The organism is Streptomyces sp. HUAS TT7 (genome assembly GCF_051550175.1).
Lineage (GTDB): Bacteria > Actinomycetota > Actinomycetes > Streptomycetales > Streptomycetaceae > Streptomyces.
This window is the reverse complement of sequence record NZ_CP196175.1, coordinates 5,814,440-5,838,830: the sequence shown is the minus strand read 5'-3', so window position 1 is coordinate 5,838,830 and position 24,391 is coordinate 5,814,440. Positions and strand designations below refer to the sequence as shown.

18 protein-coding genes are annotated in these 24,391 nt (G+C 71.8%); 5 read left to right on the top strand and 13 right to left on the bottom strand.

The window, feature by feature from the left end:
• Positions 1 to 21 precede the first annotated feature (21 nt).
• Together ACSHXC_RS26250 and ACSHXC_RS26245 are read right to left on the bottom strand one after the other, a co-directional pair.
• On the bottom strand, positions 22 to 1,140 hold the full coding sequence (locus ACSHXC_RS26250; RefSeq protein WP_438296832.1) for a carbohydrate kinase family protein: 1,119 nt from the start codon (positions 1,138 to 1,140) through the stop codon (positions 22 to 24).
• Positions 1,141 to 1,323: 183 nt separating this feature from the next.
• On the bottom strand, positions 1,324 to 2,619 hold the full coding sequence (locus tag ACSHXC_RS26245) for a glucarate dehydratase family protein (RefSeq protein ID WP_438293938.1): 1,296 nt from the start codon (positions 2,617 to 2,619) through the stop codon (positions 1,324 to 1,326).
• Positions 2,620 to 2,939: 320 nt separating this feature from the next.
• Here ACSHXC_RS26245 and ACSHXC_RS26240 point away from each other — a divergent pair, with 320 nt between their 5' ends.
• Positions 2,940 to 4,247, top strand: a complete 1,308-nt coding sequence (locus ACSHXC_RS26240; protein ID WP_438293936.1) for an MFS transporter — start codon at positions 2,940 to 2,942, stop codon at positions 4,245 to 4,247.
• Between the two features lie 350 nt (positions 4,248 to 4,597).
• Here ACSHXC_RS26240 and ACSHXC_RS26235 read toward each other — a convergent pair whose 3' ends face one another.
• The 8 genes from ACSHXC_RS26235 to hrcA all read right to left on the bottom strand — a co-directional run bounded on the left by ACSHXC_RS26235 (position 4,598) and on the right by hrcA (position 12,204).
• Positions 4,598 to 5,602 carry an adenosine deaminase gene (locus ACSHXC_RS26235; protein ID WP_438293935.1) on the bottom strand — a complete coding sequence of 335 codons (1,005 nt, stop codon included), beginning with the start codon at positions 5,600 to 5,602 and terminating at the stop codon, positions 4,598 to 4,600.
• A 58-nt stretch (positions 5,603 to 5,660) separates the two neighbouring features.
• A complete protein-coding gene (locus ACSHXC_RS26230; protein ID WP_438293934.1) occupies positions 5,661 to 6,572 on the bottom strand; it encodes a ribonuclease Z in 912 nt (303 codons plus the stop codon).
• A gap of 36 nt (positions 6,573 to 6,608) precedes the next feature.
• The gene (locus ACSHXC_RS26225) at positions 6,609 to 6,968 is read right to left on the bottom strand and encodes a histidine triad nucleotide-binding protein (RefSeq protein ID WP_438293933.1); all 360 of its coding nucleotides are present in this window, start codon (positions 6,966 to 6,968) and stop codon (positions 6,609 to 6,611) included.
• 124 nt (positions 6,969 to 7,092) lie between these two features.
• Positions 7,093 to 7,638 (bottom strand): hypothetical protein, encoded by a 546-nt coding sequence (locus ACSHXC_RS26220; RefSeq protein WP_438293931.1) that lies wholly within the window; start codon positions 7,636 to 7,638, stop codon positions 7,093 to 7,095.
• A 382-nt stretch (positions 7,639 to 8,020) separates the two neighbouring features.
• Positions 8,021 to 8,764: a 16S rRNA (uracil(1498)-N(3))-methyltransferase gene (locus tag ACSHXC_RS26215; RefSeq protein ID WP_438293930.1), complete on the bottom strand. Its 744-nt coding sequence runs from the start codon at positions 8,762 to 8,764 to the stop codon at positions 8,021 to 8,023.
• Positions 8,761 to 9,852: a nitronate monooxygenase gene (locus ACSHXC_RS26210; protein WP_438293929.1), complete on the bottom strand. Its 1,092-nt coding sequence runs from the start codon at positions 9,850 to 9,852 to the stop codon at positions 8,761 to 8,763. Before ACSHXC_RS26210 ends, ACSHXC_RS26215 begins: the two co-directional genes overlap by 4 nt.
• Positions 9,853 to 10,047: 195 nt before the next feature.
• The gene (dnaJ, locus tag ACSHXC_RS26205; RefSeq protein WP_438293928.1) at positions 10,048 to 11,184 is read right to left on the bottom strand and encodes a molecular chaperone DnaJ; all 1,137 of its coding nucleotides are present in this window, start codon (positions 11,182 to 11,184) and stop codon (positions 10,048 to 10,050) included.
• Complete coding sequence (gene hrcA / locus ACSHXC_RS26200) at positions 11,185 to 12,204, bottom strand: heat-inducible transcriptional repressor HrcA (RefSeq protein ID WP_100578282.1); 1,020 nt, start codon at positions 12,202 to 12,204, stop codon at positions 11,185 to 11,187.
• A gap of 155 nt (positions 12,205 to 12,359) precedes the next feature.
• Here hrcA and ACSHXC_RS26195 point away from each other — a divergent pair, with 155 nt between their 5' ends.
• Complete coding sequence (locus ACSHXC_RS26195) at positions 12,360 to 13,082, top strand: MBL fold metallo-hydrolase (RefSeq protein WP_438293927.1); 723 nt, start codon at positions 12,360 to 12,362, stop codon at positions 13,080 to 13,082.
• A 140-nt stretch (positions 13,083 to 13,222) separates the two neighbouring features.
• On the top strand, positions 13,223 to 14,041 hold the full coding sequence (locus ACSHXC_RS26190) for a DUF3097 domain-containing protein (RefSeq protein WP_438293926.1): 819 nt from the start codon (positions 13,223 to 13,225) through the stop codon (positions 14,039 to 14,041).
• Positions 14,042 to 14,267: 226 nt separating this feature from the next.
• Here ACSHXC_RS26190 and hemW read toward each other — a convergent pair whose 3' ends face one another.
• The gene (gene hemW / locus ACSHXC_RS26185; RefSeq protein ID WP_438293924.1) at positions 14,268 to 15,500 is read right to left on the bottom strand and encodes a radical SAM family heme chaperone HemW; all 1,233 of its coding nucleotides are present in this window, start codon (positions 15,498 to 15,500) and stop codon (positions 14,268 to 14,270) included.
• Between the two features lie 123 nt (positions 15,501 to 15,623).
• Complete coding sequence (locus tag ACSHXC_RS26180) at positions 15,624 to 17,537, bottom strand: SpoIIE family protein phosphatase (RefSeq protein ID WP_438293923.1); 1,914 nt, start codon at positions 17,535 to 17,537, stop codon at positions 15,624 to 15,626.
• A 210-nt stretch (positions 17,538 to 17,747) separates the two neighbouring features.
• Here ACSHXC_RS26180 and ACSHXC_RS26175 point away from each other — a divergent pair, with 210 nt between their 5' ends.
• Together ACSHXC_RS26175 and ACSHXC_RS26170 are read left to right on the top strand one after the other, a co-directional pair.
• The gene (locus ACSHXC_RS26175; RefSeq protein ID WP_438296830.1) at positions 17,748 to 21,821 is read left to right on the top strand and encodes a HAMP domain-containing protein; all 4,074 of its coding nucleotides are present in this window, start codon (positions 17,748 to 17,750) and stop codon (positions 21,819 to 21,821) included.
• Positions 21,822 to 21,832: 11 nt separating this feature from the next.
• Positions 21,833 to 22,420 (top strand): response regulator, encoded by a 588-nt coding sequence (locus ACSHXC_RS26170; RefSeq protein WP_438293922.1) that lies wholly within the window; start codon positions 21,833 to 21,835, stop codon positions 22,418 to 22,420.
• Between the two features lie 6 nt (positions 22,421 to 22,426).
• Here ACSHXC_RS26170 and ACSHXC_RS26165 read toward each other — a convergent pair whose 3' ends face one another.
• Positions 22,427 to 24,310, bottom strand: a complete 1,884-nt coding sequence (locus tag ACSHXC_RS26165; RefSeq protein ID WP_438293920.1) for an AMP-dependent synthetase/ligase — start codon at positions 24,308 to 24,310, stop codon at positions 22,427 to 22,429.
• Between the last annotated feature and the right edge of the window lie 81 nt (positions 24,311 to 24,391).

Below are 24,391 nucleotides of genomic sequence, written 5' to 3'. Positions count from 1 at the left end.
GGTCGCAAGGTCGGACCGGGGTCAGACCGGGTGGCGGAAGCCCAGGGTGGGGACTGCTCGGCGCAGGGGCCAGGTGCGGGCGGCGCCCGGGAGCAGGTCGGTCAGGAAGGTGTAGCGGCGCAGGGCCGACGGGTCCTGGTGGGCCAGGGTGCGGACCCTTTCCCACCACCCCGCGATCTCCGCCCAGCCCGGCGCCGACAGCGACCCCCCGAACTCCTGGACCGACAGCGCCGCGGTGAGCCCCGCGAAGGCGAGCCGGTCCGCGAGCGGCCAGCCGGCCAGGGTGCCGGTGACGAAGCCCGCCACGAAGACGTCGCCCGCCCCGGTCGGGTCGAGGGCCTCGACCTCGATGGCCGGGACGTCCGCCGTCTCGCCCGTCGAGCCGTCCACCGCGTACGCGCCCTCCGGCCCCAGCGTCACCACCGCGAGCGGCACCTTCTCGGCCAGGGCGCGGGCCGCCGCGCGCGGGCAGTCAGTGCGGGTGTAGGCCATCGCCTCGGCCGCGTTGGGCAGGAACGCCTCGCAGTGTTCGAGGTCGGGGAGCCCCGCCAGGTCCCAGCGGCCCGTGTCGTCCCAGCCGACGTCCGCGAAGACCCGGGCGCCGGAGCGCGCCGCGTCCGCGATCCAGCCCTCGCTCCGCCCCGGCACCAGGGAGGCGACCGCGGCCCGGGCGCGCGGCGGGCAGCTGGGCGCGGACAGTTCGTGGGGCGCCTCGTGGCCGTGGGTGACCATCGTGCGTTCGCCCTCGTACGCCATGGAGACGGTGACCGGGGAGTGCCAGCCCGGCACGGTGCGCGACAGCGAGAGGTCGATGCCCTCGCCCTGTTCGAGCGCGTCCCAGCAGTACTCGCCGTAGTGGTCGTCGCCGAAGGCCGCGGCCAGGGAGGTGCGCAGGCCGAGGCGGGCGAGCGCGGTGGCCATGTTGGCGACGCCGCCGGGGCTCGAACCCATGCCGCGTGCCCAGGACTCGGTGCCGCGGACGGGGGCGGAGCCGAGCCCGGTGAAGATGATGTCGAGGAAGACCGTGCCGGTGAGGAAGACGTCGCAGGGCGGGTCGTGCGGGTCGCGCAGCCCGTCGAGCGGGTCGAGCCGGGAGGACCGGCGCGGCTCGGCGCCCGCGGCGTGACGGCGCTCCGTCAGGGAGTCGGCGCCGCCCGGACGGTGCCATTCGGCGGGCGCGTGATCGCGCTCGGGCGAGTAGTCCGGGCGGGGCCGCTGGGGCTCGTGGGGCGGCTGCTCTCTGCTGGGTCGTGTCGTCACGGCGGGCTCTCCGTTCGCGTACAGATCTGGCAAGTCTGCCCGATGTACGCCGACCGGGGGCCGCTACCAGCGGGGCAGCACCGGACTTGTCCAGGTCGCGTGCTCCGGCGCCCGGCGCATCGCGGCCGCGTCGTCGCGGTCGCGCAGGGCGCCGTCGTCGTCGAGCCAGCGCCGGTGGAGGCGGGCGAGCGCGACGGGGTCGAGTTCGACGCCGAGTCCGGGGGCGTCACACACGTCCAGGCGCCCGTCGCGGAACACGTGCCGGGCGGTGATCACGTCCTCGGTCTGCCACGGGTAGTGGCTGTCGCAGGCGTAGTCGAGGTTGGGGACGGTCGCCGCGACATGGGTCATCGCGGCGAGGCTGATCCCCATGTGGGTGTTGGAGTGCATGGACATGCCGACCCCGAACACCCGGCAGATCGCGGCCAGTTCGCGTGTGCTGCGAAGGCCGCCCCAGTAGTGGTGGTCGGACAGGACCACCTGGACGGCGTCGGTCAGGAACGCCTGCCTGATCTCGGGGAACGTCGTCACGCACATGTTGGTGGCGAGCGGCACGCCCGTGCCCCGCGACACCTCGGCCATCGCGGCCGTGCCCGGCGCCGGGTCCTCCAGGTATTCGAGTACGTCCGCGAGTCCGGCGGCAACCCCGAGCGAGGTCTGGGGCGTCCAGCCGCCGTTGGGGTCGAGCCGGAGCGGGTGGCCGGGGAAGGCGTCGGCCAGGGCGCGGATCGCGGCGACCTCCTGCTCGGGCGGGAAGACGCCGCCCTTGAGCTTGAAGGAGGTGAAGCCGTGCTCGCGTACGAAGCGGCGGGCCTGCTCGACGATCCCGGCGGGGTCGAGGGCTGCGCCCCAGTCGTCCTTCTCGCCCGCGCCGCCCGGGTGTTCGGCCCAGCGGTAGAAGAGATACGCGCTGTACTCCACGGTGTCGCGGACCTTGCCGCCGAGCAGGGTGTGCACGGGCACGCCCTGGATCTTGCCGAGCGCGTCCAGGCAGGCCACCTCGAACGCGGAGACGACGGACAGGCGCAGCTTGTCGGCGCTCTGGACGCCGCGCAGCCCGCCGACGTCGACCGCGTGGTCGATCCGGGAGTCAGCCACTCCGATCCTGTTCACCAATGTGAACAGCCCATTGAGGTCAGCGATGTCGTGCCCGACCACGGCCCCGGCGTAGGGATGGGCGAGTTCGAGGTACTTGGTGTCACCGTACGTCTCACCGATTCCGGTAACCCCGTCGGCCGTGACGATCTCGACGACCAGGCGGGGCGTGTAGGGCTGATGCACGCCCTGGACATTGAGGAGCGGGGGGTCGGAGATGAGGACCGGGGTGAGCCGCACCTCGGCAATCCGCTGTCCGCGCACGGCGCCAACTCTCCTCTGCGATCTCGTCCACCAAGAAGCAACCAGTCCACCGATGGGAATGGAGACTAGATATGTGAACAGCCGGACGTCAAGGGACCCGGCCGCCGACAATCACCCCCAACACCCCTCCCCTCCAACGAAATTCGCTCGTTTACCCGACCAACCCCAGGCCAAACAACATGTGACCCAGATCACTGACTCTCGGCTTTTCGCGCACTCGGGACGCTTGATACAAATTGGGCCCGCGATCCCGTACAACACCGGGCGCATCCCCCCTCTTTGACCTCCCTGCCCCACGGGCACTGTTCCTTGGAACGCCCATGTCCGCACGCTCTCGTGCCGCCTGGCCCCTGGTCGCCGTCTTCACCGCCGGTTACCTCGCCGCATACCTCCTTCCCACCGTCGTCGGCCGCCTCTCGGCGGGCCTCGGGCTCTCGCCCACAGAGGCCGGACTGGTCGGCTCCACCCTGCTGTTGAGCTCGGCGACGGCCGGTTTCACCCTCGCTTCCAGAGTGGAGCGGCACGGCCCGCGCCGCCTCGCCGGACTCGGCCTGCTCCTCATGATCACGGGGTACGGCGGCGCCGCCCTGACCACCCTGGTCCCGCTCGTCGTGGCCGGCGCGGTGGTCGGCGGCCTCGGCTCCGGTACGGCCACGGCGGTGGCCGCGGCCGGCATCGCCGCCCAGCGCGACCCCCACCGCACCTCCACGCTGGGCCTGCTCTCGGTCTCCGCGACGGCGGGCGCGCTGTATCTGACGATCCCTCACCTCGGGGGTGGGCATGCGACCCCGCTCGCCGCGATCGCGGCGGTGGCGGCGCTGGTGTGGCCGGCGACGCGGCGGCTTCCGGACGCCTACGGTCCCGGCCGGCCGGTGGAGACCACCGAGGCGACGGGCGTACGGCTCCCGCACCGCCGCTCCGGTACGGTCCTGGCCGCGACCATGCTCTGCTGGTCCCTCGCGCAGAACGCGCTGTGGGGGGTGAGCGGGCGGATCGGCCTCACCCAGGCCGGGCTGACCGAGGTCACCGTCGGCATGGTGTTCGCGGCTGGGCTCGGCGCGGGGCTGCTCGGCGTGCTGGGCGCGGGTGCGCTCGGCGCGCGGCTCGGGCGGGCGGTGCCGATCGGGGCGGGCACGGCGGTCATCGCGTGCTGCATCGTGGCGAGTTCGTCGGCGCGGGGCCTGGTGTCCTTCGCGTCCGGCGAGATCCTCTGGAACGTCTTCTACCCGGTCGTCCTCTCCTACCTGATCGGCCTGTCCGCCTCGCTCGATCCGCGCGGCCGCTGGGCGGTACTCGCGGGTTCGGCCTCCTCCCTCGGGGTGGCCTGCGGCCCCCTCACGGGCAGCCTGCTGTCCGAGTACGCGGGGTACCGGGGGATGGGGCTGGTGCTGTGCACGCTGCTCCTGCTGATCGCCGCGCCGATGACGGCGGTCGCGCTGCATACGGCCGGGCGGCCGCTGGTACCGGGCTCCATCCGGCGCCGGGGTGGTGCGGCGGCGGCCGTCGCGGCGGGCCGGGCGGGGGCGTCCTCCGCGCTGCTTCCGCAGATCGGGGTGCCGGAGCAGGAGGTCGCGGAGATCCCGATCAGCTCCCGGGCGAGACGCCGCCGCAAGGTCCTGGCGTCCTGACCCTTTCCCCACCCCGCCCCTTCCCGCTGTGACACTCTGCGGCTCCGCCGCGTGGCCTCCGGGGTGTGGTGGGCTGAGCTGGACTCCTGGGGCTCCGCCCCAGACCCCGTTCGCGCCTTAAGGGCGCTCGTCCTCAAACTCCCCCAAGGCCTCAAGAGCCAGGGGGGACCCCCATGACAGGCTGGGTATGCCCGCATGAGCACCCTGTCAAGGCCAACCCCGCCAGGGGCGCGGGGAACTGCGCGAGCAACCCTCCACGGTCCGCAGGTCGAAAAGCGGCGGGGGTTGGGGCGCAGCCCCAGGGGTTCGGACTCTCGGGAGTGGGGGCGTGCAGGGTGGCCCCCCGCCCACTACTCCGCGTCGAAGTCGTACGCCTCCACCTCGGCCAGGTACCCCGCCCGCCGCCCCTCCTCGCCGTCGAGGAACGCCGCCTCGAACGAGTTCCGCGCCAGCTCCCGCAGGCGGTCCTGGTCGAGGCCCAGGGCCTCGTGGACCGCGTGGAAGGTGTCGTCCACGTACCCCCCGAAGTACGCCGGATCATCGGAGTTGACCGTGCACAGCAGCCCCGCGTCCATCATCGCGGGCAGCGGGTGCTCCTCCAGGGTGTCGATCGCGCGCAGCCGTACGTTCGAGAGGGGGCAGAGGGTGAGCGGGATGCGGTCGCGGGCCAGGCGGGCCACCAAGTCCGGGGATTCCAGGGCGCGCAGGCCGTGGTCGATGCGCTCCACGCCCAGTACGTCGAGCGCCTCGGTGATGTACTCCGGCGGCCCCTCCTCCCCCGCATGCGCGACCCGGCGCAGCCCGAGCGAGGCGGCCAGCTCGTACACCTCGCGGAACTTGGCCGGCGGGTGGCCGACCTCCGCCGAGTCGAGTCCGACGCCGGTGATCCGGTCCAGGTACGGCCGCGCCGCCTCCAGCGTGAGCAGCGCCGACTCGGCCGGCTCGTCCCGCAGGAAGCAGAGGATGAGGCGAGTGGAGATGCCGTGCCGCTCCTCGCTCACCGACAGGGCGCGCCACAGGCCCTCCACCACCGTGCCGATGGGCACGCCCCGCGAGATGTGCGCCTGCGGGTCGAAGAAGATCTCGGCGTGGCGCACGCCCTGCGCGGCGGCCCGGGTCAGGTACGCGTCGGCCAGCGAGGCGAAGTCCTCCTCGGTCCGCAGCACCGTCATCAGCGAGTAGTACAGGTTCAGGAAGGACTGCAGGTCGTCGAAGAGGTACGCCTTGCGGAGTTCCTCGGTGTCGGCGTACGGCAGCTCGATGCCGTTGCGGGCGGCGAGTTCGAAGGCCAGCTCGGGTTCGAGGGTGCCTTCGATGTGGAGGTGGAGTTCGGCCTTGGGGATGGGGAGGGGCATGGGGGGACTTTCCAGGGGGGTGCTTCAGGGAGTTCGGCGGAGGGCAGCGGGTGGTGCTTCAGGGGGTGCGTTTGGGGACCGGGACTCTGATCAGGTCGGCGGCCACGGTCAGCTCGCCCTCGTACCCGGCGGCCCGTGCCTGCCGCTCGAATTCCCCGGGGTCGGAGTACCGCTGCGAGAAGTGCGTGAGGACGAGGTGGCGTACGCCCGCGTCACGCGCCACGGCTGCTGCCTGACTGGCCGTCAAGTGACCGTGATCCACGGCCAGTTGGAAATCACCGTCCAGGAATGTGGACTCGATGACCAGCATGTCGCAGCCGTCCGCGAGCGCGCTCACGCCCTCGCACAGACGGGTGTCCATGACGAACGCGAACCGCTGTCCTCGCCGGACCTCGCTGACGTCGTCGAGGGTGACACCGTTCAGCTCGCCCTCGCGCTGGAGGCGCCCCACGTCGGGGCCCTTGATGCCGTGCTCGGCGAGGAGCTCCGGCAGTATCCGCCGCCCGTCGGGCTCGACGATCCGGTAGCCGTACGACTCGACGGGGTGCGACAGCCTGCGCGCCTGAAGGGTGTACGAGGCCGTCTCGGCCAGCACCGCGCCCTCCCCCGCGACCGGCTCCTGGGCCAGCTGCACGGATTCGCGGTAGGCGGTGGCGTACCGCAGCCGCTCGAAGAAGTGCTCGCCGCTGAGCGGGTAGTGCGCGGCGACCGGGTGCGGGACCCGGTCGAGGTTGATCCGCTGGATCACCCCGGCCAGGCCCAGCGAGTGGTCACCGTGGAAGTGCGTGACGCAGATCCGGTTGATGTCGTGGGCGGCGACCCCGGCCCGCAGCATCTGCCGCTGGGTGCCCTCGCCGGGGTCGAAGAGGATGCCCTCGCCGTCCCAGCGCAGCAGATAGCCGTTGTGGTTGCGGTGCCGGGTGGGGACCTGGCTGGCGGTGCCGAGCACCACCAATTCACGTACGGACACGGTGAGTTGCCTTGCTGTGCGGGCTGTGCGGGGTGGTTATCCGGGCGGCCACTGGAGGCCGCGGCCGCCCAGCACGTGCGCGTGCGCGTGGAAGACGGTCTGGCCGGCGCCGCTGCCGGTGTTGAAGACGACCCGGTAGCCGGTGCCGTCGACCTTCTCCTCGCGGGCGACCTCCCCGGCCTCGCGCACCACGTCCGCGAGGATCGCCGGTTCGGCGGCGGCGAGGGCTGCGGCGTCGGGGTGGTGGACCTTCGGGATGACCAGGACGTGAGTGGGCGCCTGGGGGTTGATGTCGCGGAAGGCGACGGTCGTCTCGGTCTCCCGCACGACGGTCGCCGGGACATCACCCGAGACGATTTTGCAGAACAGGCAGTCGGCCTGCGGCTCTCCGGCCACGGTCCGGTCCTCCTTGGTCGCGTTGATCAGGTAACCGCATGCTACTCAACGCGTTCTGGCGTTCCGGCCCATGGAGGGGGCTCGACTCGTGCGCTGTGCGCTGTGCCCTACGCCCACTTGCCCGCTACTTGCCCCGGAAGGACTCCGACTCCGTGACGGTGACGGTCACCGTGACCGTGGGGCGGCCGCCGGGGGCGGGCGTGGCGGGGCCCGTCGTCGGGGCGGGGGCGTTGCAGTTGCCGAGCACGCTGGCACGGAAGACGGTCTTGTCGGCGACCTTGGCGGTCAGGTCGCCCTTCACGCAGCGGCCCTCGACCTCCTGAGTGACCGTTCCCCTGACCGTGATCGGCTTGCCGTCCTTGGTCTCGCCCTGGCAGTTCACGTCGGCGACCTGCCGGGTGGTGCTGCCGGCCGAAGGGGTCGCGCTGGGGCCGCCCTTGAGGTTGGCGGTGCAGGTGAGCCACTTGATGTCGACGTGCTGGTGCTGCAGCGCGGCGGTCGCCGTCTGGTCCGTGGTGACCGCGACCGCGGCGGAGTTGAGCCCGCCGACGGGGTCGCAGGCCGCCGCCCCGCCGATGGCCAGCGCGGCGACGGCCACGGCGGGCAGGGTTCGGTAGGCCCTGCGGCGGGCGGTGTGCGGTGCTCGGCGGTGCGACCTCTTGGCCCCCATGAGCGCCAGGGTGCCACCGCGGCATCGGACGCGGTAGCCCCCTTGCGGCCATCCCGTCGCGTTTCGGGCGCGCCCCGGCCGCGACCCGGCTGCCGCCCGGCGGGCACGGGGCTTTCGCCCCGGACCCCGGTGGCCCCTCCCCGCCCCTTCCCTGGCAGGGTTGGCCCTGGGGGCGCCTAGGCCGAAAGGGGCTCAGGGACGCGGGGAACTGCGCGAGCAACCTCCCCCGAGCTCTCAACTTCGATCGAGCAGGGGGGACCCCCATCGGTCCGCAACCGAACCCACTCACCCCCGGCGGGTTTCGGGAAGGGGTGGGGAGGGGCCAGGGTCCGGGGCGAAACGCCGGCCTCGCTCTGCTCACCCCCAAGGGGCTGAAGGAGCGTCAGGACCAGCGCCCAGTCCTCGCCATCAGCACCGCCGCCCCCACCGTCCCCGCCGTCGACGTACGCAGCACACTCCTCCCCAGGCGGTACGGCTTCGCGCCCGCCGCGGCGAACGTGGCCAGTTCCTCCGGGGAGACGCCGCCCTCCGGGCCGACCACCAGGACGATCTCACCCCGGTCGGGGAGGTCCGCCGTGGACAGGGCGGCCGAGCCCAGAGCGCGGTCCTCGTGCAGGACCATCGCCAGGTCCGCCTGCGCAAGGAGCGCCGCGACCTGCTTCGTCGTCATCGCCTCCCGTACGTCCGGAAAGCGCACCCGGCGGGACTGCTTCCCCGCCTCCCGCGCCGTACTGCGCCATTTCGCAAGGGACTTGAGGCCGCGCTCGCCCTTCCACTGCGTGATGCAGCGCCCGGCCTGCCAGGGCACGATCGCGTCGACGCCGGTCTCCGTCATCGTCTCCACCGCGACCTCGCCCCGGTCGCCCTTGGGCAGCGCCTGCACCACGGTGATCCGTACCGCCGGCTCGTCCTCGGTGGCGTGCGCCGTGACCCGTACGACCAGGCGGTCCTTGCCCTCGGCCGCGACGACCACCGCGTCCGCCCAGTTACCGGCGCCGTCGGTGAGGGTCACCTCCTCATCGGCGTGCAGGCGTTTGACGGAGACGGCGTGCCGGCCCTCCGCCCCGTCCAGGACGAACTCGCCGCCGCCCGGCACCTTGTCGACAACGAAGACCGGGGCGGTCATGACGCACTCCTCATGTTCTTCAGGTTCTGCAGATTCTGGGTCAACTCCGCTGCCGCGTCGTCGAGTTCGGAGGCCAGGACTTCGACGAGCCTGCCCGCCGGGAGCTCCCGGGCCAGACGGTGGCCCTGGCCCGCCCAGAGCGCCATGCCCTGGGGGTCGCCCGCCTCGGCCGCCGCCTTGCGCAGACCCGCGGTGAGCTGGTGCACCTGCGGATACGCGGCGGGGGCGTACGGCCCGTGCTCCCGCATGAAGCGGTTCACCAGGCCCCGCGCGGGCCGCCCGGAGAACGCCCGCGTCAACTCCGTACGGACGAAAAGGGGGTTGGTCAGCGCCTGCTTGTGCAGCACGTTCGCACCCGACTCCGGGCACGCCAGGAACGCCGTGCCCAGCTGCGCCGCGTCCGCGCCCGCCGCCAGCACCGCCGCGATCTGCGCGCCCCGCATCAGGCCGCCCGCCGCCACGATCGGCAGCTGGACCGTCTCCCGGACGAGCCCGATCAGCGTGAGCAGCCCGATACCGGCCCCGCCGACCTGCGGATCGTCCCGGTACGTGCCCTGGTGACCGCCCGCCTCGATGCCCTGCACACACACCGCGTCCGCACCCTCCCACTGCGCGGCCTGCGCCTCCTGCGGGGTGGTCACGGTGACGATCGTGTACGTACCGGCCTTCGCGAACGCGTCGAACACCGGGCGCTCGGGGCAGCCGAAGGTGAACGAGACCACCGGCACCGGGTCCTCGCGCAGGATCGCCAGCTTGGCCTCGTAGTTGTCGTCGCCCCCGGTGTCGGCGTCGCCCAGCGGGGTCTCGTACCAGGAGGCCTCGCCGGCCAGTTGGTGGCGGTAGACCTCAAGGGCGGCGGGATCGGTGTGCGGGTCCTGCGGCATGAACAGGTTGACTCCGAAGGGCTGGTTCGTCAGCCCGCGCATCTGCTTGATCTCCTGGTACATGCCGTCGGCGGTCTTGTACCCGGCGGCCAGGAATCCGAGCCCTCCGGCCTCGGAGACGGCCGCGGCCAGCGCCGGACCGGAGGCGCCGCCCGCCATGGGCGCCTGCACGATCGGATACCGGCAGAGATCGGTCAAAGCCATGCCCGCATCGTGCCACGGCGTTGCTCTCGCACCGAATCGCCTGTCCCTCCCGGGGTGAGTAACCCCAGCCCCCCTTGCTCGGGGTGGGCACAACCGGAGCACGGTCTGCAGACCGAAGGTCTCGGGGGTTTGGGGCGCAGCCCCAAAAAAGGAAAGGGGGCCACGGGGATGCACCCCGTAGCCCCCTCCCACGGCTCAACGCCCGTTGAACGCGTCCTTCAGGCGGGAGAACAGCCCCTGCTGCCCCGGCTGGAACTGGCCCGTGGGGCGTTCCTCGCCGCGGAGCTTGGCCAGCTGACGCAGGAGGTCCTCCTGCGCGGGGTCCAGCTTGCCCGGGGTCATGACCTCGACGTGCACGATGAGGTCACCGCGCCCGCCGCCCCGCAGGTGCGTGATGCCGCGGCCGTGCAGCGGGATGGACTGGCCGGACTGGGTGCCCGGGCGGATGTCCACCTCCTCCATGCCGTCCAGCGTCTGCAGCGGCACCTTCGTGCCGAGCGCCGCCGCCGTCATGGGGATGGTGACCGTGCAGTGCAGATCGTCGCCGCGGCGCTGGAACACGTCGTGCGGAAGCTCGTGGATCTCCACGTACAGGTCGCCGGCGGGGCCGCCGCCGGGGCCGACCTCGCCCTCCCCCGCGAGCTGGATCCGGGTGCCGTTGTCGACACCGGCCGGGATCTTCACCGTGAGGGTGCGCCGCGAACGGATGCGCCCGTCGCCCGCGCACTCGGGGCACGGGGTCGGGACCACGGTGCCGAAGCCCTGGCACTGGGGGCAGGGCCGCGAGGTCATGACCTGGCCCAGGAAGGACCGGGTGACCTGGGACACCTCGCCGCGGCCGCGGCACATGTCACAGGTCTGCGCGGAGGTGCCGGGGGCGGCTCCCTCGCCCGAACAGGTCGTACACACCACCGCGGTGTCGACCTGGATCTCCTTGGTGGTGCCGAAGGCCGCCTCGTTGAGGTCGATCTCCAGGCGGATCATGGCGTCCTGGCCGCGGCGGGTCCGCGAGCGCGGGCCGCGCTGCGATGCCGTGCCGAAGAAGGCGTCCATGATGTCCGAGAAATTGCCGAAGCCACCCGCGCCGAAGCCGCCGGCACCGCCGCCGCCCGACGACGACAGCGGGTCCCCGCCGAGGTCGTACACCTGCTTCTTCTGCGGGTCCGACAACACCTCGTACGCGGCGTTGATCTCCTTGAAGCGCTCCTGCGTCTTCGGGTCCGGATTCACATCCGGGTGGAGTTCACGTGCGAGGCGCCGGAACGCCTTCTTGATCTCGTCCTGTGATGCGTCGCGGCGCACGCCGAGTACGGCGTAGTAGTCCGTGGCCACTTACGACTCCGCCAGGATCTGTCCGACGTAACGTGCCACTGCGCGTACCGCTCCCATCGTTCCGGGGTAATCCATGCGGGTCGGTCCGACCACGCCGAGTTTGGCGACCGCCTCGCCGCCGGAACCGTAGCCGACCGATACGACGGACGTGGAGTTCAGTCCTTCGTGGGCGTTGTTCTCGTGCCCGATGCGTACGGTCATGCCCGATTCCTTGGCCTCGCCGAGCAGCTTGAGGAGCACGACCTGCTCCTCCAGCGCCTCCAGCACCGGCCTGATGGTCAGCGGGAAGTCGTGTCCGAAGCGGGTGAGATTGGCGGTGCCGCCGATCATCAACCGCTCCTCGGTCTCTTCGACCAGGGTTTCGAGGAGGGTGGCGAGGACCGTCGAAACGGTTCCTCGGTCCTCCGGTTCAAAGGACTCCGGCAGGTCCTGCACCAGCTGCGGCACGTCCGCGAAGCGGCGTCCCACCACCCGTGCGTTGAGCCGGGCCCGCAGGTCCGCGAGCGCGGCCTCGCCGAACGGCGCCGGGCAGTCGACCATGCGCTGCTCGACGCGGCCGGTGTCGGTGATCAGCACCAGCATCAGCCGGGCCGCGGCGAGTGAGAGAAGCTCCACATGCCGCACCGTGGACCGGGTCAGCGACGGGTACTGGACGACCGCCACCTGCCGGGTCAGCTGCGCGAGCAGCCGCACCGTACGGGCCACGACGTCGTCCAGGTCCACCGCGCTGTCCAGGAAGTTCTGGATCGCGCGGCGCTCCGGCGACGACAGGGGCTTGACGCCCGCCAGCCGGTCGACGAAGAGCCGGTAGCCCTTGTCGGTCGGGATCCGGCCGGCGCTGGTGTGGGGCTGGGCGATGAAGCCCTCCTCCTCCAGTACGGCCATGTCGTTGCGCACGGTCGCCGGGGACACGCCGAGGGCGTGCCGCTCGGTGAGGGCCTTGGACCCCACCGGTTCCTCGGTGCCGACATAGTCCTGGACGATGGCGCGCAGCACCTCGAGCCTGCGTTCACTGAGCATCGCGCACACCTCCAGTTGCCGTCCGTTTGGCACTCACTGTGTTCGAGTGCCAGCAATCCCCCGGCCAGTGTACGGCCGACCGGTACGCCCCTAGCAAGGGCGGCCGACCACGCTACCGTGCGGCGTCGCCGGTCGATTGCGGATAGCGTCGCGTCATGGACGTCAGTTGGGAAGAGTTCGGCTGGGAGCGCCTCGGCGACGGAGTCGGGCGCAGGCGCCTGCCCGTCTGGGACGCCACGGCCGCACTGATCGCCGGGGAGACCTCGCTCCTCTTGTACGACACCGGTGCGACGCTGCGCGAGGGCGCCGAACTCCGGGCGCAGGCCGAGGCCCTCTTCGGCCGCCGTGTGACCCATATCGCGCTCAGCCACCCCCACTTCGACCACGTCCTGGGCACGGCCGCGTTCTCCGGGGCCGAGGTGTACGGGGCGGTCGGCATCGAGCGGGCGCTGGTGCGCGAGGCGCTGCGTGACGACGCGGCCCGCCAGGGCGTGTCCACCGAGGACGCGGCCGAGGCGGCCGACCTGCTGGTGCTTCCGCACCACGCGGTGTGCGGCGAGTGGACGCTGGACCTGGGCGGCCGTCAGGTGCTGCTCGCCAATGTCGGCCCCGGTCACAGCGGCCACGACCTCGCGGTCCTGGTCCCGGCGACCGGCGGCTCGCCGGAGATCGTCTTCTGCGGCGACCTGGTCGAGGAGTCGGGCGAGCCCCAGGCGGGCTCCGACGCGGTGACCTCGCGCTGGCCGACCGCCCTGGACCGGCTGCTCTCGCTGGGCGGCGAGGACGCGGTGTACGTGCCGGGGCACGGGGCGGTGGTGGACGCGGCCTTCGTACGGGGTCAGCGGGACCAACTCGCGGCGCGGTTCGGCGTGTTGTAACCCCGGCGCCGGTCCGTCCCGGCCACCCCCGGACAATGGGGCCGATGCGCGGCTACAGCCCCGATCTCACGCCGCCCTGGCTGCATCTCCCGGGGGGCCGACCCCCGGCCCCCCGGCCGCAGCCCCGAATAATGGGGCCCATGCGTAGCTACAGCCCTGATCTCACGCCGCCCTGGAAGAAGAAGCAGGCGCCCGTTCCCGAGGTGCCTGCCGAGGTCGACCTCGTCGTCGAGGAGGTCTCCACGGGATTCTGCGGAGCCGTGATCCGCTGCGAGAAGACCGCCGAGGGGCCGACGGTCACCCTGGAGGACCGCTTCGGCAAGCACCGCGTCTTCCCGCTCGCACCCCGCGGCTTCCTCCTGGAGGGCAAGGTCGTCACGCTCGTACGCCCCTCCGCGTCCGCCCCCGCAGGGCCCGCCCGTACGGCCTCCGGATCGCTGGCCGTGCCGGGGGCGCGGGCCCGGGTCGCGCGGGCGGGGCGGATCTATGTCGAGGGGCGCCACGACGCCGAGCTCGTGGAGCGGGTGTGGGGGGACGACCTCCGGATCGAGGGCGTGGTCGTCGAGTACCTGGAGGGCATCGACGACCTTCCGGCGATCGTGGCCGAGTTCGCGCCCGGGCCGGATGCGCGGCTGGGGGTTCTGGTGGACCACCTGGTCCCGGGCTCGAAGGAGTCCCGCATCGCGGCGTCCGTGACGCATCCCGATGTGCTGGTCGTCGGTCACCCGTACATCGACGTGTGGGAGGCGGTGAAGCCGGCGTCCGTGGGGATTGCGGGGTGGCCGGTCGTGCCGCGGGGGCAGGACTGGAAGACGGGGGTCTGTCGGGCGCTGGGGTGGCCCGAGAACACGGGGGCGGCCTGGCAGCGGATCCTTTCGGGGGTGCGGTCGTACAAGGACCTGGATCCGTCGCTGCTGGGTTCGGTGGAGCACTTGATCGACTTCGTGACTGCGCCGTAGCCCTCCGGGGGGGCTGGGTGCTGGGGCCGGGCGGGGTGCCACGGGGCTCCGGTGCGGGCCAGCACCGACCCTGCCAGGGGCGCGGGGAACTGCGCGAGCAACCCGGCACGGCCCGCGGCCGAAGGCGGGTTTTAGGGGCGCGGGGAACTGCGCGACCAGCCACCCACGGCCCGAGGCCGAAAAGGGGTTAGGGGCGCGGGGAACTGCGCAAGCAGCCCCGCCCCGCTCAGTCCACCAAGTCCCGGACCACCGCATCCGCCAGCAGCCGACCGCGCAAGGTCAAAACCGCCCGCCCCGCCGCGAAGGACGCCGCGTCCAGCAGCCCCTCCTCCGCCGCGCGGCGCGCCGCCGCCAGGCCCGCCGGGTGCAGCAGGGTCAAGGGGCAGCCCTCGCGCAGGCGGAGTTCCAGGAGGATCCGCTCCACCCTGCGGTCCTCCGGGGCCAACACCTCCCGCCCCGCGCCGGGGGAGCGGCCCGAGGCCAGGGCCGCCGCGTACGCGCCCGGGTGCTTCACGTTCCACCACCGCACCCCGCCCACGTGGCTGTGCGCGCCGGGACCCGCCCCCCACCAGTCCGCCCCGCGCCAGTACAGCTCGTTGTGCAGGCAGCGCCCGGCGGGCGTCGTGGCCCAGTTCGAGACCTCGTACCAGGAGTAGCCCGCCGCGCCGAGGACCTCGTCCGCGATCAGGTACCGGTCCGCGTGCTCGTCGTCGTCAGTCATCGGCACCTCGCCGCGCCGGATGCGGCGGGCGAGCTGGGTGCCCTCCTCCACGATCAGGGCGTACGCGCTGACGTGGTCCGGGCCCGCGCCGACGGCCGCGTCGAGCGAGGCCCGCCAGTCCTCGTCGCTCTCGCCCGGGGTGCCGTAGATCAGGTCCAGGTTGACGTGGTCGAAGCCCGCCGCGCGGGCCTCCGCGACGCATGCCTCGGGCCGGCCCGGCGTGTGCGTACGGTCGAGGACCTTCAGAACGTGCTGCCGGGCGCTCTGCATGCCGAAGGAGATCCGGTTGAAGCCGCCCGCCCGCAGCTCCGCGAGATACGCCGGGTTCACCGACTCCGGGTTCGCCTCGGTCGTGACCTCCGCGTCCTCGGCCAGGCCGAACTCGTCCCGTACCGCCGCCAGCATGCGTACCAGATCGGCCGCCGCGAGCAGCGTGGGCGTGCCGCCGCCCACGAACACCGTCCGCACCGGGCGGGGGTCCTCGCCAAGCACCTTCCGGGCCAGGCGGATCTCCTCGACGACCATGTCCGCGTAGTTGTCGCGGGAGGCGAGGACGCCGCCCTTGCCCACCAGCTCGCTCGCCGTGTACGTGTTGAAATCGCAGTAGCCGCAGCGTGTCGCGCAGTACGGAACGTGCAGGTAGAAGCCGAGCGGACGCTCCCCGGCGCCTTCCAGGGCATGGCGGGGCAGCGACCCGTCCTCGGGCATGGGCTCACCATCGGGCAGTACGGAAGGCATGCCCCCATTGTCCGCCACCCCCGCCGTTCCCTTGACCGCCCCGGAGCCATGCCCGCACGGGCACCCCGCCAGGGGCAGCCCGAACGCCCCACTACTGGGGACCGGCCCGGCGTGCGGGCCGGGTCAGTCCGCCCGGAGGACGAGGAGTGCCAGATCGTCCGCGGGCGGGGCCTCGCCGAAGTCGTACACCGCCTGCTTGATCCGGCCGGCCACCCCGGACGCGGTCAGGCCGACGCAGCCGGACAGTTCCGTGGCGAGCCCGTCGGCGTCGTCGAACATGCGCGGGCCGGAGCGGCGCTCGGTCACCCCGTCCGTCACGCACAGCAGGGTGTCGCCCGAGGTCAGGCGCAGGCTCTCGCTCTCGTAGCGGGCGCCCTCGACCACGCCGAGCAGGACCTGCGGGACGGCGGCCGCCCGGACCGAGCCGTCGGGCCGAAGGAGCAGGGGCAGCGGGTGTCCGGCGCTGGCCAGGGTGCAGCGCACTCCCCGGGCGTCCGGCACCAGCTCTCCGTACAGCAGGGAGAGGAAGCGGGCCTGCGGTCCCTCGGCCTCCCCCACGTGCTCGGCCGTCGCGAGGCGGACCGCCGCCTCGGCCGCCTCGGTGGCGTCGTCGACGAGCAGCTGGTTGAGCCGGTCCAGGACCTCGTGCACCGCGTACCCCTCGCGGGCGAGCAGCCGCAGCCAGGGCCGGGCTAGGCCGGTGACCACGGCGGCTTCGGGGCCGCTGCCCTGGACGTCGCCGAGTGCGAAGCACCAGCGTCCGTCGGCGCCGGGGAAGACGTCGTAGAAGTCGCCGCCGGCCAGCGCCTCGTTGCTCGGCTCGTAGACGAAGGCGCTGTCGATGCCCGGGATCTCGGCGACCCGGGTGGGCAGCAGGCCGCGCTGGAGCACCCTGCTGATGGTGGCCTGCCGGGTGTACTGGCGGGCCGCACCGATCGCGAGGGCCACCCGGCGCAGGAAGTCCTCGATGAGGCCGGTGACCTCGTCGGGGATGCGCGACAGGCCGGCCCGGCCGAGCAGCAGCACGCCCACGTCGCTGCCGCCCGCGACCAGGCGGTACGCGAGCGCCGCGCCGTCCGCGCCGAGCTCGGGCGTCCGGGGCCAGGGCATCGGCACCGGGCCGCCGCGGGCGGAGGCGGGCAGCCGGGGCGGCTCCTTCTCGACGGCGGCCCGCAGTGGCTCCATGGCGGCTTCCTTGGCGTGCCAGACCCTGGCCAGGCGGGGCGCGGTGAGCGGGCCGCCCGCGTCCTCGTCGAGCCAGATCGCGCACCAGTCGGCGAGCCGGGGCACCAGGAGCTGGCCGGCCAGGGCCGCGATCATGTCCTCGTCGAACTGTCCGGCCAGGAGGTCGGAGGCCTCGGCGAGGAAGGAGAGGGCACCCCGGTTGACCCAGTCGCGGTCGTGCCGGCGCGGCGTGCGGTGCGGGGCCGGGGCGAGGATCTCGGCGGCGCGCAGGCCGCGTTGGAGGAGCTCGTCCCGGTGGCTGTCGGGTTGCCCGGCCGGCTCGCCGGCGTCCGCGGCGAGGCGGGCCCAGACGGTCTTCAGCCCGCTGCGGTAGGTGATGCCCCAGCATTCGGCGAGGGCGGCGACGACATGGAGGCCGCGTCCGTACTCGCATGCCGCGTGCTCGTCCCGGGCCCGGTGCGGTTCGCTGCGTACCGCACGGGAGGGATGGCGGTCGGAGACCTCGATGACGAGGGCGGCCGGTTCCTGGCCGTCCCCGCACTCCAGGCGGCACAGCACGTCGACGGTGGTGCCCGCGTGCACGACCGCATTGGTGACCAGCTCATTGACGAGGATGGCCGCGTCGTATGTGAACTGCTCCGAAAATTCGGGTAGTTGACCCGATACCGGCGGGCCGAGCCCGGCCCAGTCGGCAAGCGCGGCCCGTATGAACCGCCGGGCGGCCCCGGGGGCGAGCGGATTGCCGGGCAGGCTGGTGCGGGAGGTCGGGCAGGCACCGGGCTTCGCCGCGGCGGACCGCACCTGTCCGCCCTCGGCGGGGTCGTAGGAAGTCGGAGGATACGGCCGGTTCATGCTCCCTCGCTGCGCTGGTAAGGGTCCCACGGTGCGGCTCCTGACCGGTTCTCGCGAATGCGCCGCTCACGACACCGACAGAGTGACAGACTGAGCGGGCCCATAAGCACCGAGTCACCGAAGTGGGCCTGCATGAACAAAGACAGTGGTATGCCACCGGACGAGGGCGGCTGGGTCCGCGCCTCGGAGCTCCGTCCCCTGATCGCGGCGATGACGGCCCTGCGTGACGGCGACTTCCGGGTGCGACTCCAGGAAGTCCACGACGGAGTGCCGGCCGAACTGGTCGGGCTCTTCAACCAAGTGGCCGTACGCAACCAGCATTTCACCGACGAGCTGATGCGGGTGCGCCGCGAGGTGGTCCGGCACGGGCGCCTCGACGAGCGGCTCGCGGCCAGCCCCGGGCAGGGCGCCTGGACGGCCGGTATCGGCCATGCGAACACGCTGATCGACGCCCTGGTGGTGCCGGCGGCGAACGCGACGCGGGTCCTGGACGCGGTGGCGGGCGGTGATCTGACCCAGCGGGTCGATCTGCACGACGGCAACCGGCAGCTGCGCGGCGATCTGCGCCGGCTCGGCCGGGCGGTCAACAAGATGGTCGACCAGCTGTCGCTGTTCACCGGCGAGGTGACGCGGGTCGCGCGGGAGGTGGGCACCGAGGGGCGGCTCGGCGGGCGCGCCAAGGTGCAGGGCCTGAGCGGGAGCTGGCGCGATGTCACCGAAGCCGTGAACACCATGGCCTCGCGCCTCACCGCGCAGGTCCGCGACATCGCGGCGGTGACCACGGCGGTGGCCCGCGGCGATCTGACCCGTACGGTCACGGTCGAGGCGACCGGCGAGCTGCTCGAACTGAAGCTGACCGTGAACACGATGGTGGACCAGCTCTCCGCCTTCGCCGACGAGGTCACCCGCGTGGCCCGCGAGGTCGGCACCGAGGGGCAGCTGGGCGGCCGGGCGCAGGTGCGGGGCGTGTCCGGCGTCTGGAAGGACCTCACCGACAACGTCAACTTCATGGCCTCCAACCTGACGTCCCAGGTACGCAACATCGCCCAGGTCACCACCGCCGTCGCCAACGGCGACCTGTCCCAGAAGATCACCGTCGACGCGCAGGGCGAGATCCTGGAGCTCAAGTCGACGATCAACACCATGGTCGACCAGCTCTCCGCCTTCGCCGACGAGGTCACCCGCGTGGCCCGCGAGGTCGGCACCGAAGGCAACCTCGGCGGGCGCGCCCAGGTGCGCGGGGTCTCCGGGGTCTGGAAGGACCTCACCGAGAACGTCAACTTCATGGCGGACAACCTGACCTCTCAGGTCCGCAACATCGCCCTCGTGTCGACCGCCGTCGCCCAGGGCGACCTCGGCAAGAAGATCACGGTGGAGGCGAAGGGCGAGATCCTGGAGCTCAAGTCGACGATCAACACCATGGTCGACCAGCTCTCCGCCTTCGCCGACGAGGTCACCCGCGTGGCCCGCGAGGTCGGCACGGAAGGCAACCTCGGCGGTCAGGCCCAGGTGCGGGGCGTGTCCGGCGTCTGGAAGGACCTCACCGACAACGTCAACTTCATGGCCTCCAACCTGACGTCCCAGGTACGCAACATCGCTCAGGTCACCACCGCCGTCGCCAACGGCGACCTGTCGAAGAAGATCACCGTGGATGCCCGGGGCGAGATCCTGGAGCTGAAGGACACCGTCAACACGATGGTGGAGCAGCTGCGCGCCTTCGCCGACGAGGTCACCCGCGTGGCCCGCGAGGTCGGCACGGACGGCCGGCTCGGCGGGCGAGCCCAGGTGCTCGGCGTGTCGGGCGTGTGGAAGGACCTCACCGACAACGTCAACTACATGGCGGACAACCTCACTTCGCAGGTGCGCAACATCGCACAGGTCGCCACGGCGGTGGCCCAGGGCGACCTGTCGAAGAAGATCGACGTGGACGCGCGCGGCGAGATCCTGGAGCTGAAGACCACCATCAACACGATGGTGGACACGCTGTCCTCGTTCTCCTCGGAGGTCACCCGGGTGGCCCGCGAGGTGGGCTCCGAGGGGCAGCTCGGCGGCCAGGCGAGGGTCGAGGGCGTGTACGGGACGTGGAAGCGCCTGACGACCAACGTCAACGAGCTCGCCCTCAACCTCACCACCCAGGTCCGGGCGATCGCCGAGGTGGCCTCGGCCGTCGCCCAGGGCGACATGTCCCGCTCGATCACCGTGGAGACCCGGGGCGAGGTCTCCGAGCTGAAGGACAACATCAACCTGATGGTGTCCAACCTGCGCGAGACGACCCGCGCCAAGGACTGGCTGGAGTCCAACCTGGCCCGTCTGGCCGGGCTGATGCAGGGCCACCGGGACCTGATGGAGGTCGCCGACCTGATCCTGCGCGAGCTGACCCCGCTGGTGAACGCGCAGTACGGCGCGTTCTTCCTGGCGGACCCGGACGGCGACGGCACCCCGGCCCGCACCACCAGCGCCACCAAGGGGCTCGCCTTCATCGCCGGGTACGGCTCGGCGCAGGGCGCGACGGTGGACACGACCGGCATGCCGGGGCACGGTCTGGTCCGGCAGGCGGCCCTGGAGAAGAAGCGGATCCTCCTGGAGGAGGCCCCGCCGGACTACATCAAGATCAATTCGGGGCTCGGCGAGGCGTCGCCCGCCAGCGTCGTCATCATCCCGATCCTCTTCGAGGACAAGCTGCTCGGCGTGATCGAGCTGGCCTCCTTCTCCCGCTTCTCCGACGTCCACCTGGCCTTCTTCGACCAGTTCGTGAACACCATCGGCGTCGCGATCAACACCATCATCGCCAACTCCCGCACCGAGTCCCTGCTGAGCGAGTCCCAGCGGCTCGCCGTCCAGCTCCAGGAGCGCTCGGACGAACTCCAGCGCCAACAGGCCGAGTTGCAGCGCTCGAATGCCGAACTGGAGGAGAAGGCCGCCCTGTTGGCGACCAGCTCCCAGTACAAGTCCGAGTTCCTGGCGAACATGTCGCACGAGCTGCGCACCCCGCTCAACTCGCTGCTGATCCTCGCCCGGCTGCTCTCCGACAACCCGGACGCCCATCTGTCCGACCAGGAAGTGCAGTTCGCCACCACCATCCACCGCTCGGGCTCCGACCTCCTCCAGCTGATCAACGACATCCTGGACCTGTCGAAGATCGAGGCGGGCCGCATGGACGTACGGCCCAAGAAGCTCCCGCTCATCAAGGTCCTGGACTACGTCCACGCCACCTTCCGCCCCATCACCCTCGACCGCGGCCTCGCCTTCGACGTGGCGGTGGGCGAGGACGTGCCGCGCGAGATGTACTCCGACGAGCAGCGCCTCCAGCAGATCCTGCGCAACCTGCTGTCCAACGCGATCAAGTTCACCTCGTCGGGCCGCGTCGAGCTGCACGTCAGCCGCATCAAGGACCCGGAGAACGGGGTACTGCGCGGCTCCGACGACCTGATCGCCTTCGCTGTACGGGACACCGGCATCGGCATCGCGCCCGAGAAACTCCCGGTGATCTTCGAGGCGTTCCAGCAGGCCGACGGCACCACCAACCGCAAGTACGGCGGCACCGGCCTCGGCCTGTCCATCAGCCGCGAGATCGCCGGGCTGCTCGGCGGCCGCATCATCGCCGAGAGCGAGCCGGGCCAGGGCTCCACCTTCACCCTGTACGTCCCCGTCCTCTACCCGGGACACGTGCCCAGCGAGGCCGAGCAGCAGGGCCCCGAGCTCACCCTCGACACCTCCGACCGGCTCTCCGACGACCATCTCCTGCTGCCCGACCAGGACGACGGCTGGCCGACGGCCAACAAGCTGGAGGAGTGGAAGCGGGGCCGTGCCGGGCAGGTCCTGCCCGGGCGAAGGGTGCTGATCGTCGACGACGACATCCGCAACGTGTTCGCGCTCACCCATGTGCTCGGCCGGGTCGGCATGCCGGTCCTGTACGCGGAGAACGGACGGGAGGGCATCGAGACGCTGGAGCGCACCCCCGACATCGAGCTCGTCCTGATGGACATCATGATGCCGGAGATGGACGGCTACGAGACGATCGAGGCCATCCGGCGCAGCCCGCTCTGGAAGGACCTGCCGATCGTCGCGCTCACCGCGAAGGCGATGCCCGGCGACCGGGAGAAGTCGATCGCCCAGGGCGCCAACGAGTACGTACCCAAGCCCGTGGATGTGGACCTGCTTCTCGGCGTCGTCTGCGCGCTCCTGGATCCGGAGAACCAGGCCGGGCCGGCCGGCACCACCCCGTCCGTACCGGAGCAGTCGAGCGGCACCGGGGAGTCCGCGACTGCACCACCGAGCGCGTGAGGCGACCTGGCATGAGCACAGAGGCACCACCCGGCGAGCGGGCGAGCATCCTGCTCGTCGACGACATGGAGGACAACCTGGTCGCCCTGGAGGCGGTCCTCGGCTCCCTCAACGAGCCGCTGGTGAGGGCGCGTTCGGGCGAGGAGGCGATGAAGGCGCTGCTGCGCCGGAAGTTCGCGGTGGTGCTGCTCGATGTGCGGATGCCGGGCATGGACGGCTTCGAGACGGCGTCCAACATCAAGCGCCTGGACCAGACGAAGGACGTGCCGATCATCTTCCTGACCGGCACGGACGGCGACGACGGCTATGCGTTCCGCGGCTACGCCACGGGCGCGGCGGACTTCCTGACCAAGCCCTTCGACCCCTGGGTGCTGCGTGCCAAGGTCAACGTGTTCCTCGAACTGCACCGCAAGAACCGGCAGTTGGAGCGGATGCTGGCCGGCGAGCAGAAGCAGTTCGACCAGATTTCCGCGCGCCTCTCCGCGATCGAGGACGAGCTGGCCCGGGGCCGGCTGGCCGAGGTGCCGGAGCTGCGTCACCAGATGGCCCGCCTGGAGGACGCCCTGCGGGCCCTGAGACGGGCCCGCAGTCTTCCTTGAGCAGGCTCAGGCCTCGCGGGAGCCCGCGTACATCTCGTCGATGAGAGCCCGGTACTGGCGCTCGACGACCGGCCGCTTCAGCTTGAGGCTGGGCGTCAGCTCGCCGTGCTCCACGTCGAGGTCGCGCAGGAGCAGCCGGAACTTCTTGATCGTCTGCCAGCGCTGGAGGCCCTCGTTGAGGCGCTGGACGTAGCCGTCGACCATCTCCACGGTCTTCGGGGAGGCCACGACCTCGGCGTACGAGCCCTGGATGCCCTGCTCCTTGGCCCAGCCGAGGATGGTGGGCTCGTCAAGGGAGATCAGCGCGGTGCAGAAGTTCCGGTCGGCGCCGTGCACCAGGATGTTGGAGACGAACGGGCAGACCGCCTTGAACTGGCCCTCGACCTCGGCGGGTGCGATGTACTTGCCGCCCGACGTCTTGATCAGGTCCTTCTTGCGGTCGGTGATCCGCAGGTAGCCGTCCGCGGACAGCTCGCCGATGTCGCCGGTGTGGAACCAGCCGTCGGGCTCCAGGACCTCGGCGGTCTTCTCGGGCAGCCCGTGGTAGCCCTGCATGATGCCGGGGCCGCGCAGCAGGATCTCGCCGTCGTCCGCGATCCGCACCTCGGTGCCGGGCAGCGGCTTGCCGACGGTGCCCGTGCGGTAGGCCTCGCCCGGGTTGACGAAGGAGGCGGCCGAGGACTCGGTGAGTCCGTACCCCTCCAGGATGTGGATGCCGGCGCCGGAGAAGAAGAAGCCGATGTCGGGGGCGAGCGCGGCCGAGCCGGAGATGCAGGCCCGCAGCCGTCCGCCGAACGCCTCGCGGATCTTGCTGTAGACGAGCGCGTCGGCGACCTTGTGCTTGGCCGAGAGCGCGAAGGGGGCGCCGGGCCGGCCGGTGCGGCGGAAGTTGTCCTGGCTGACCTTCGCGTACTCGCGGGCCACCCCGGCCGCCCACTGGAAGATCTTGTACTTGGCTCCGCCGCCCTCGCGGGCCTTGCTCGCGACGCCGTTGTAGACCTTCTCGAAGATGCGGGGCACCGCGGCCATGTAGGTCGGCTGGACCACCGGCAGATTCTCGATGATCTTGTCGATGCGGCCGTCGACGGCCGTCACGTGCCCGACCTCGATCTGGCCCGAGGTGAGCACCTTGCCGAAGACGTGCGCGAGCGGCAGCCACAGGTACTGCACGTCCTCGCCGGTCACGAGGCCGGTCGCGGCGATCGCCTTGGCCATGTACGACCAGTTGTCGTGCGGCAGCCGCACGCCCTTGGGCTTGCCGGTGGTGCCGGACGTGTAGATGAGCGTGGCGAGCCGGTCGGCGGTGATGGCCGCGATCCGCTCCTTGACCGCCTCGGGGTTCTTCTCCAGGTGGGCGGCGCCGCGTGCCTCCAGGTCGGCGAGGCTGAGCACCCAGCCCTCCGGGTCGCCCTCGGCCGCCTCGGCGCCGGCCGGGTCGACGACCACGACGTGCTTCAGGTTCGGCAGCTCGGCACGGCGCTCGCGGGCCTTGGCCAGCTGGGCCGCGTCCTCGGCGATCAGGACCCGGCTCTCGGAGTCGGCCAGGATGAAGGCCGACTCCTCGGCGTTGGTGGAGGGGTAGATCGTGGTCGTGGCGGCGCCCGCGCACATCACTCCGAGGTCGGCCAGGATCCACTCGACGCGGGTCGAGGAGGCGAGCGCGACCCGCTCCTCGCCGCGCACCCCGAGGTCGATGAGGCCCGCGGCGATGGCGTAGACCCGCTCGGCGGCCTGGGCCCAGCTGAGCGACTTCCACTCGTCGGGGGCCTGCCCCGCACCCGGCACGGGGTAGCGGTAGGCCTCCGCGTCGGGCGTGGCGTCCACGCGCTGGACGAAGAGGGCCGCCACGGACGGCGGCCGATTCTCGATCAAGGTCTGTGTGTCGCTCACGACGTCCTCCGGGCTGGCCTGCGGCAAGGCTGCGCGACTGGTTGGTTCTCCGGGTGCTCTGGCTGTCCGACGCTTGTTTAA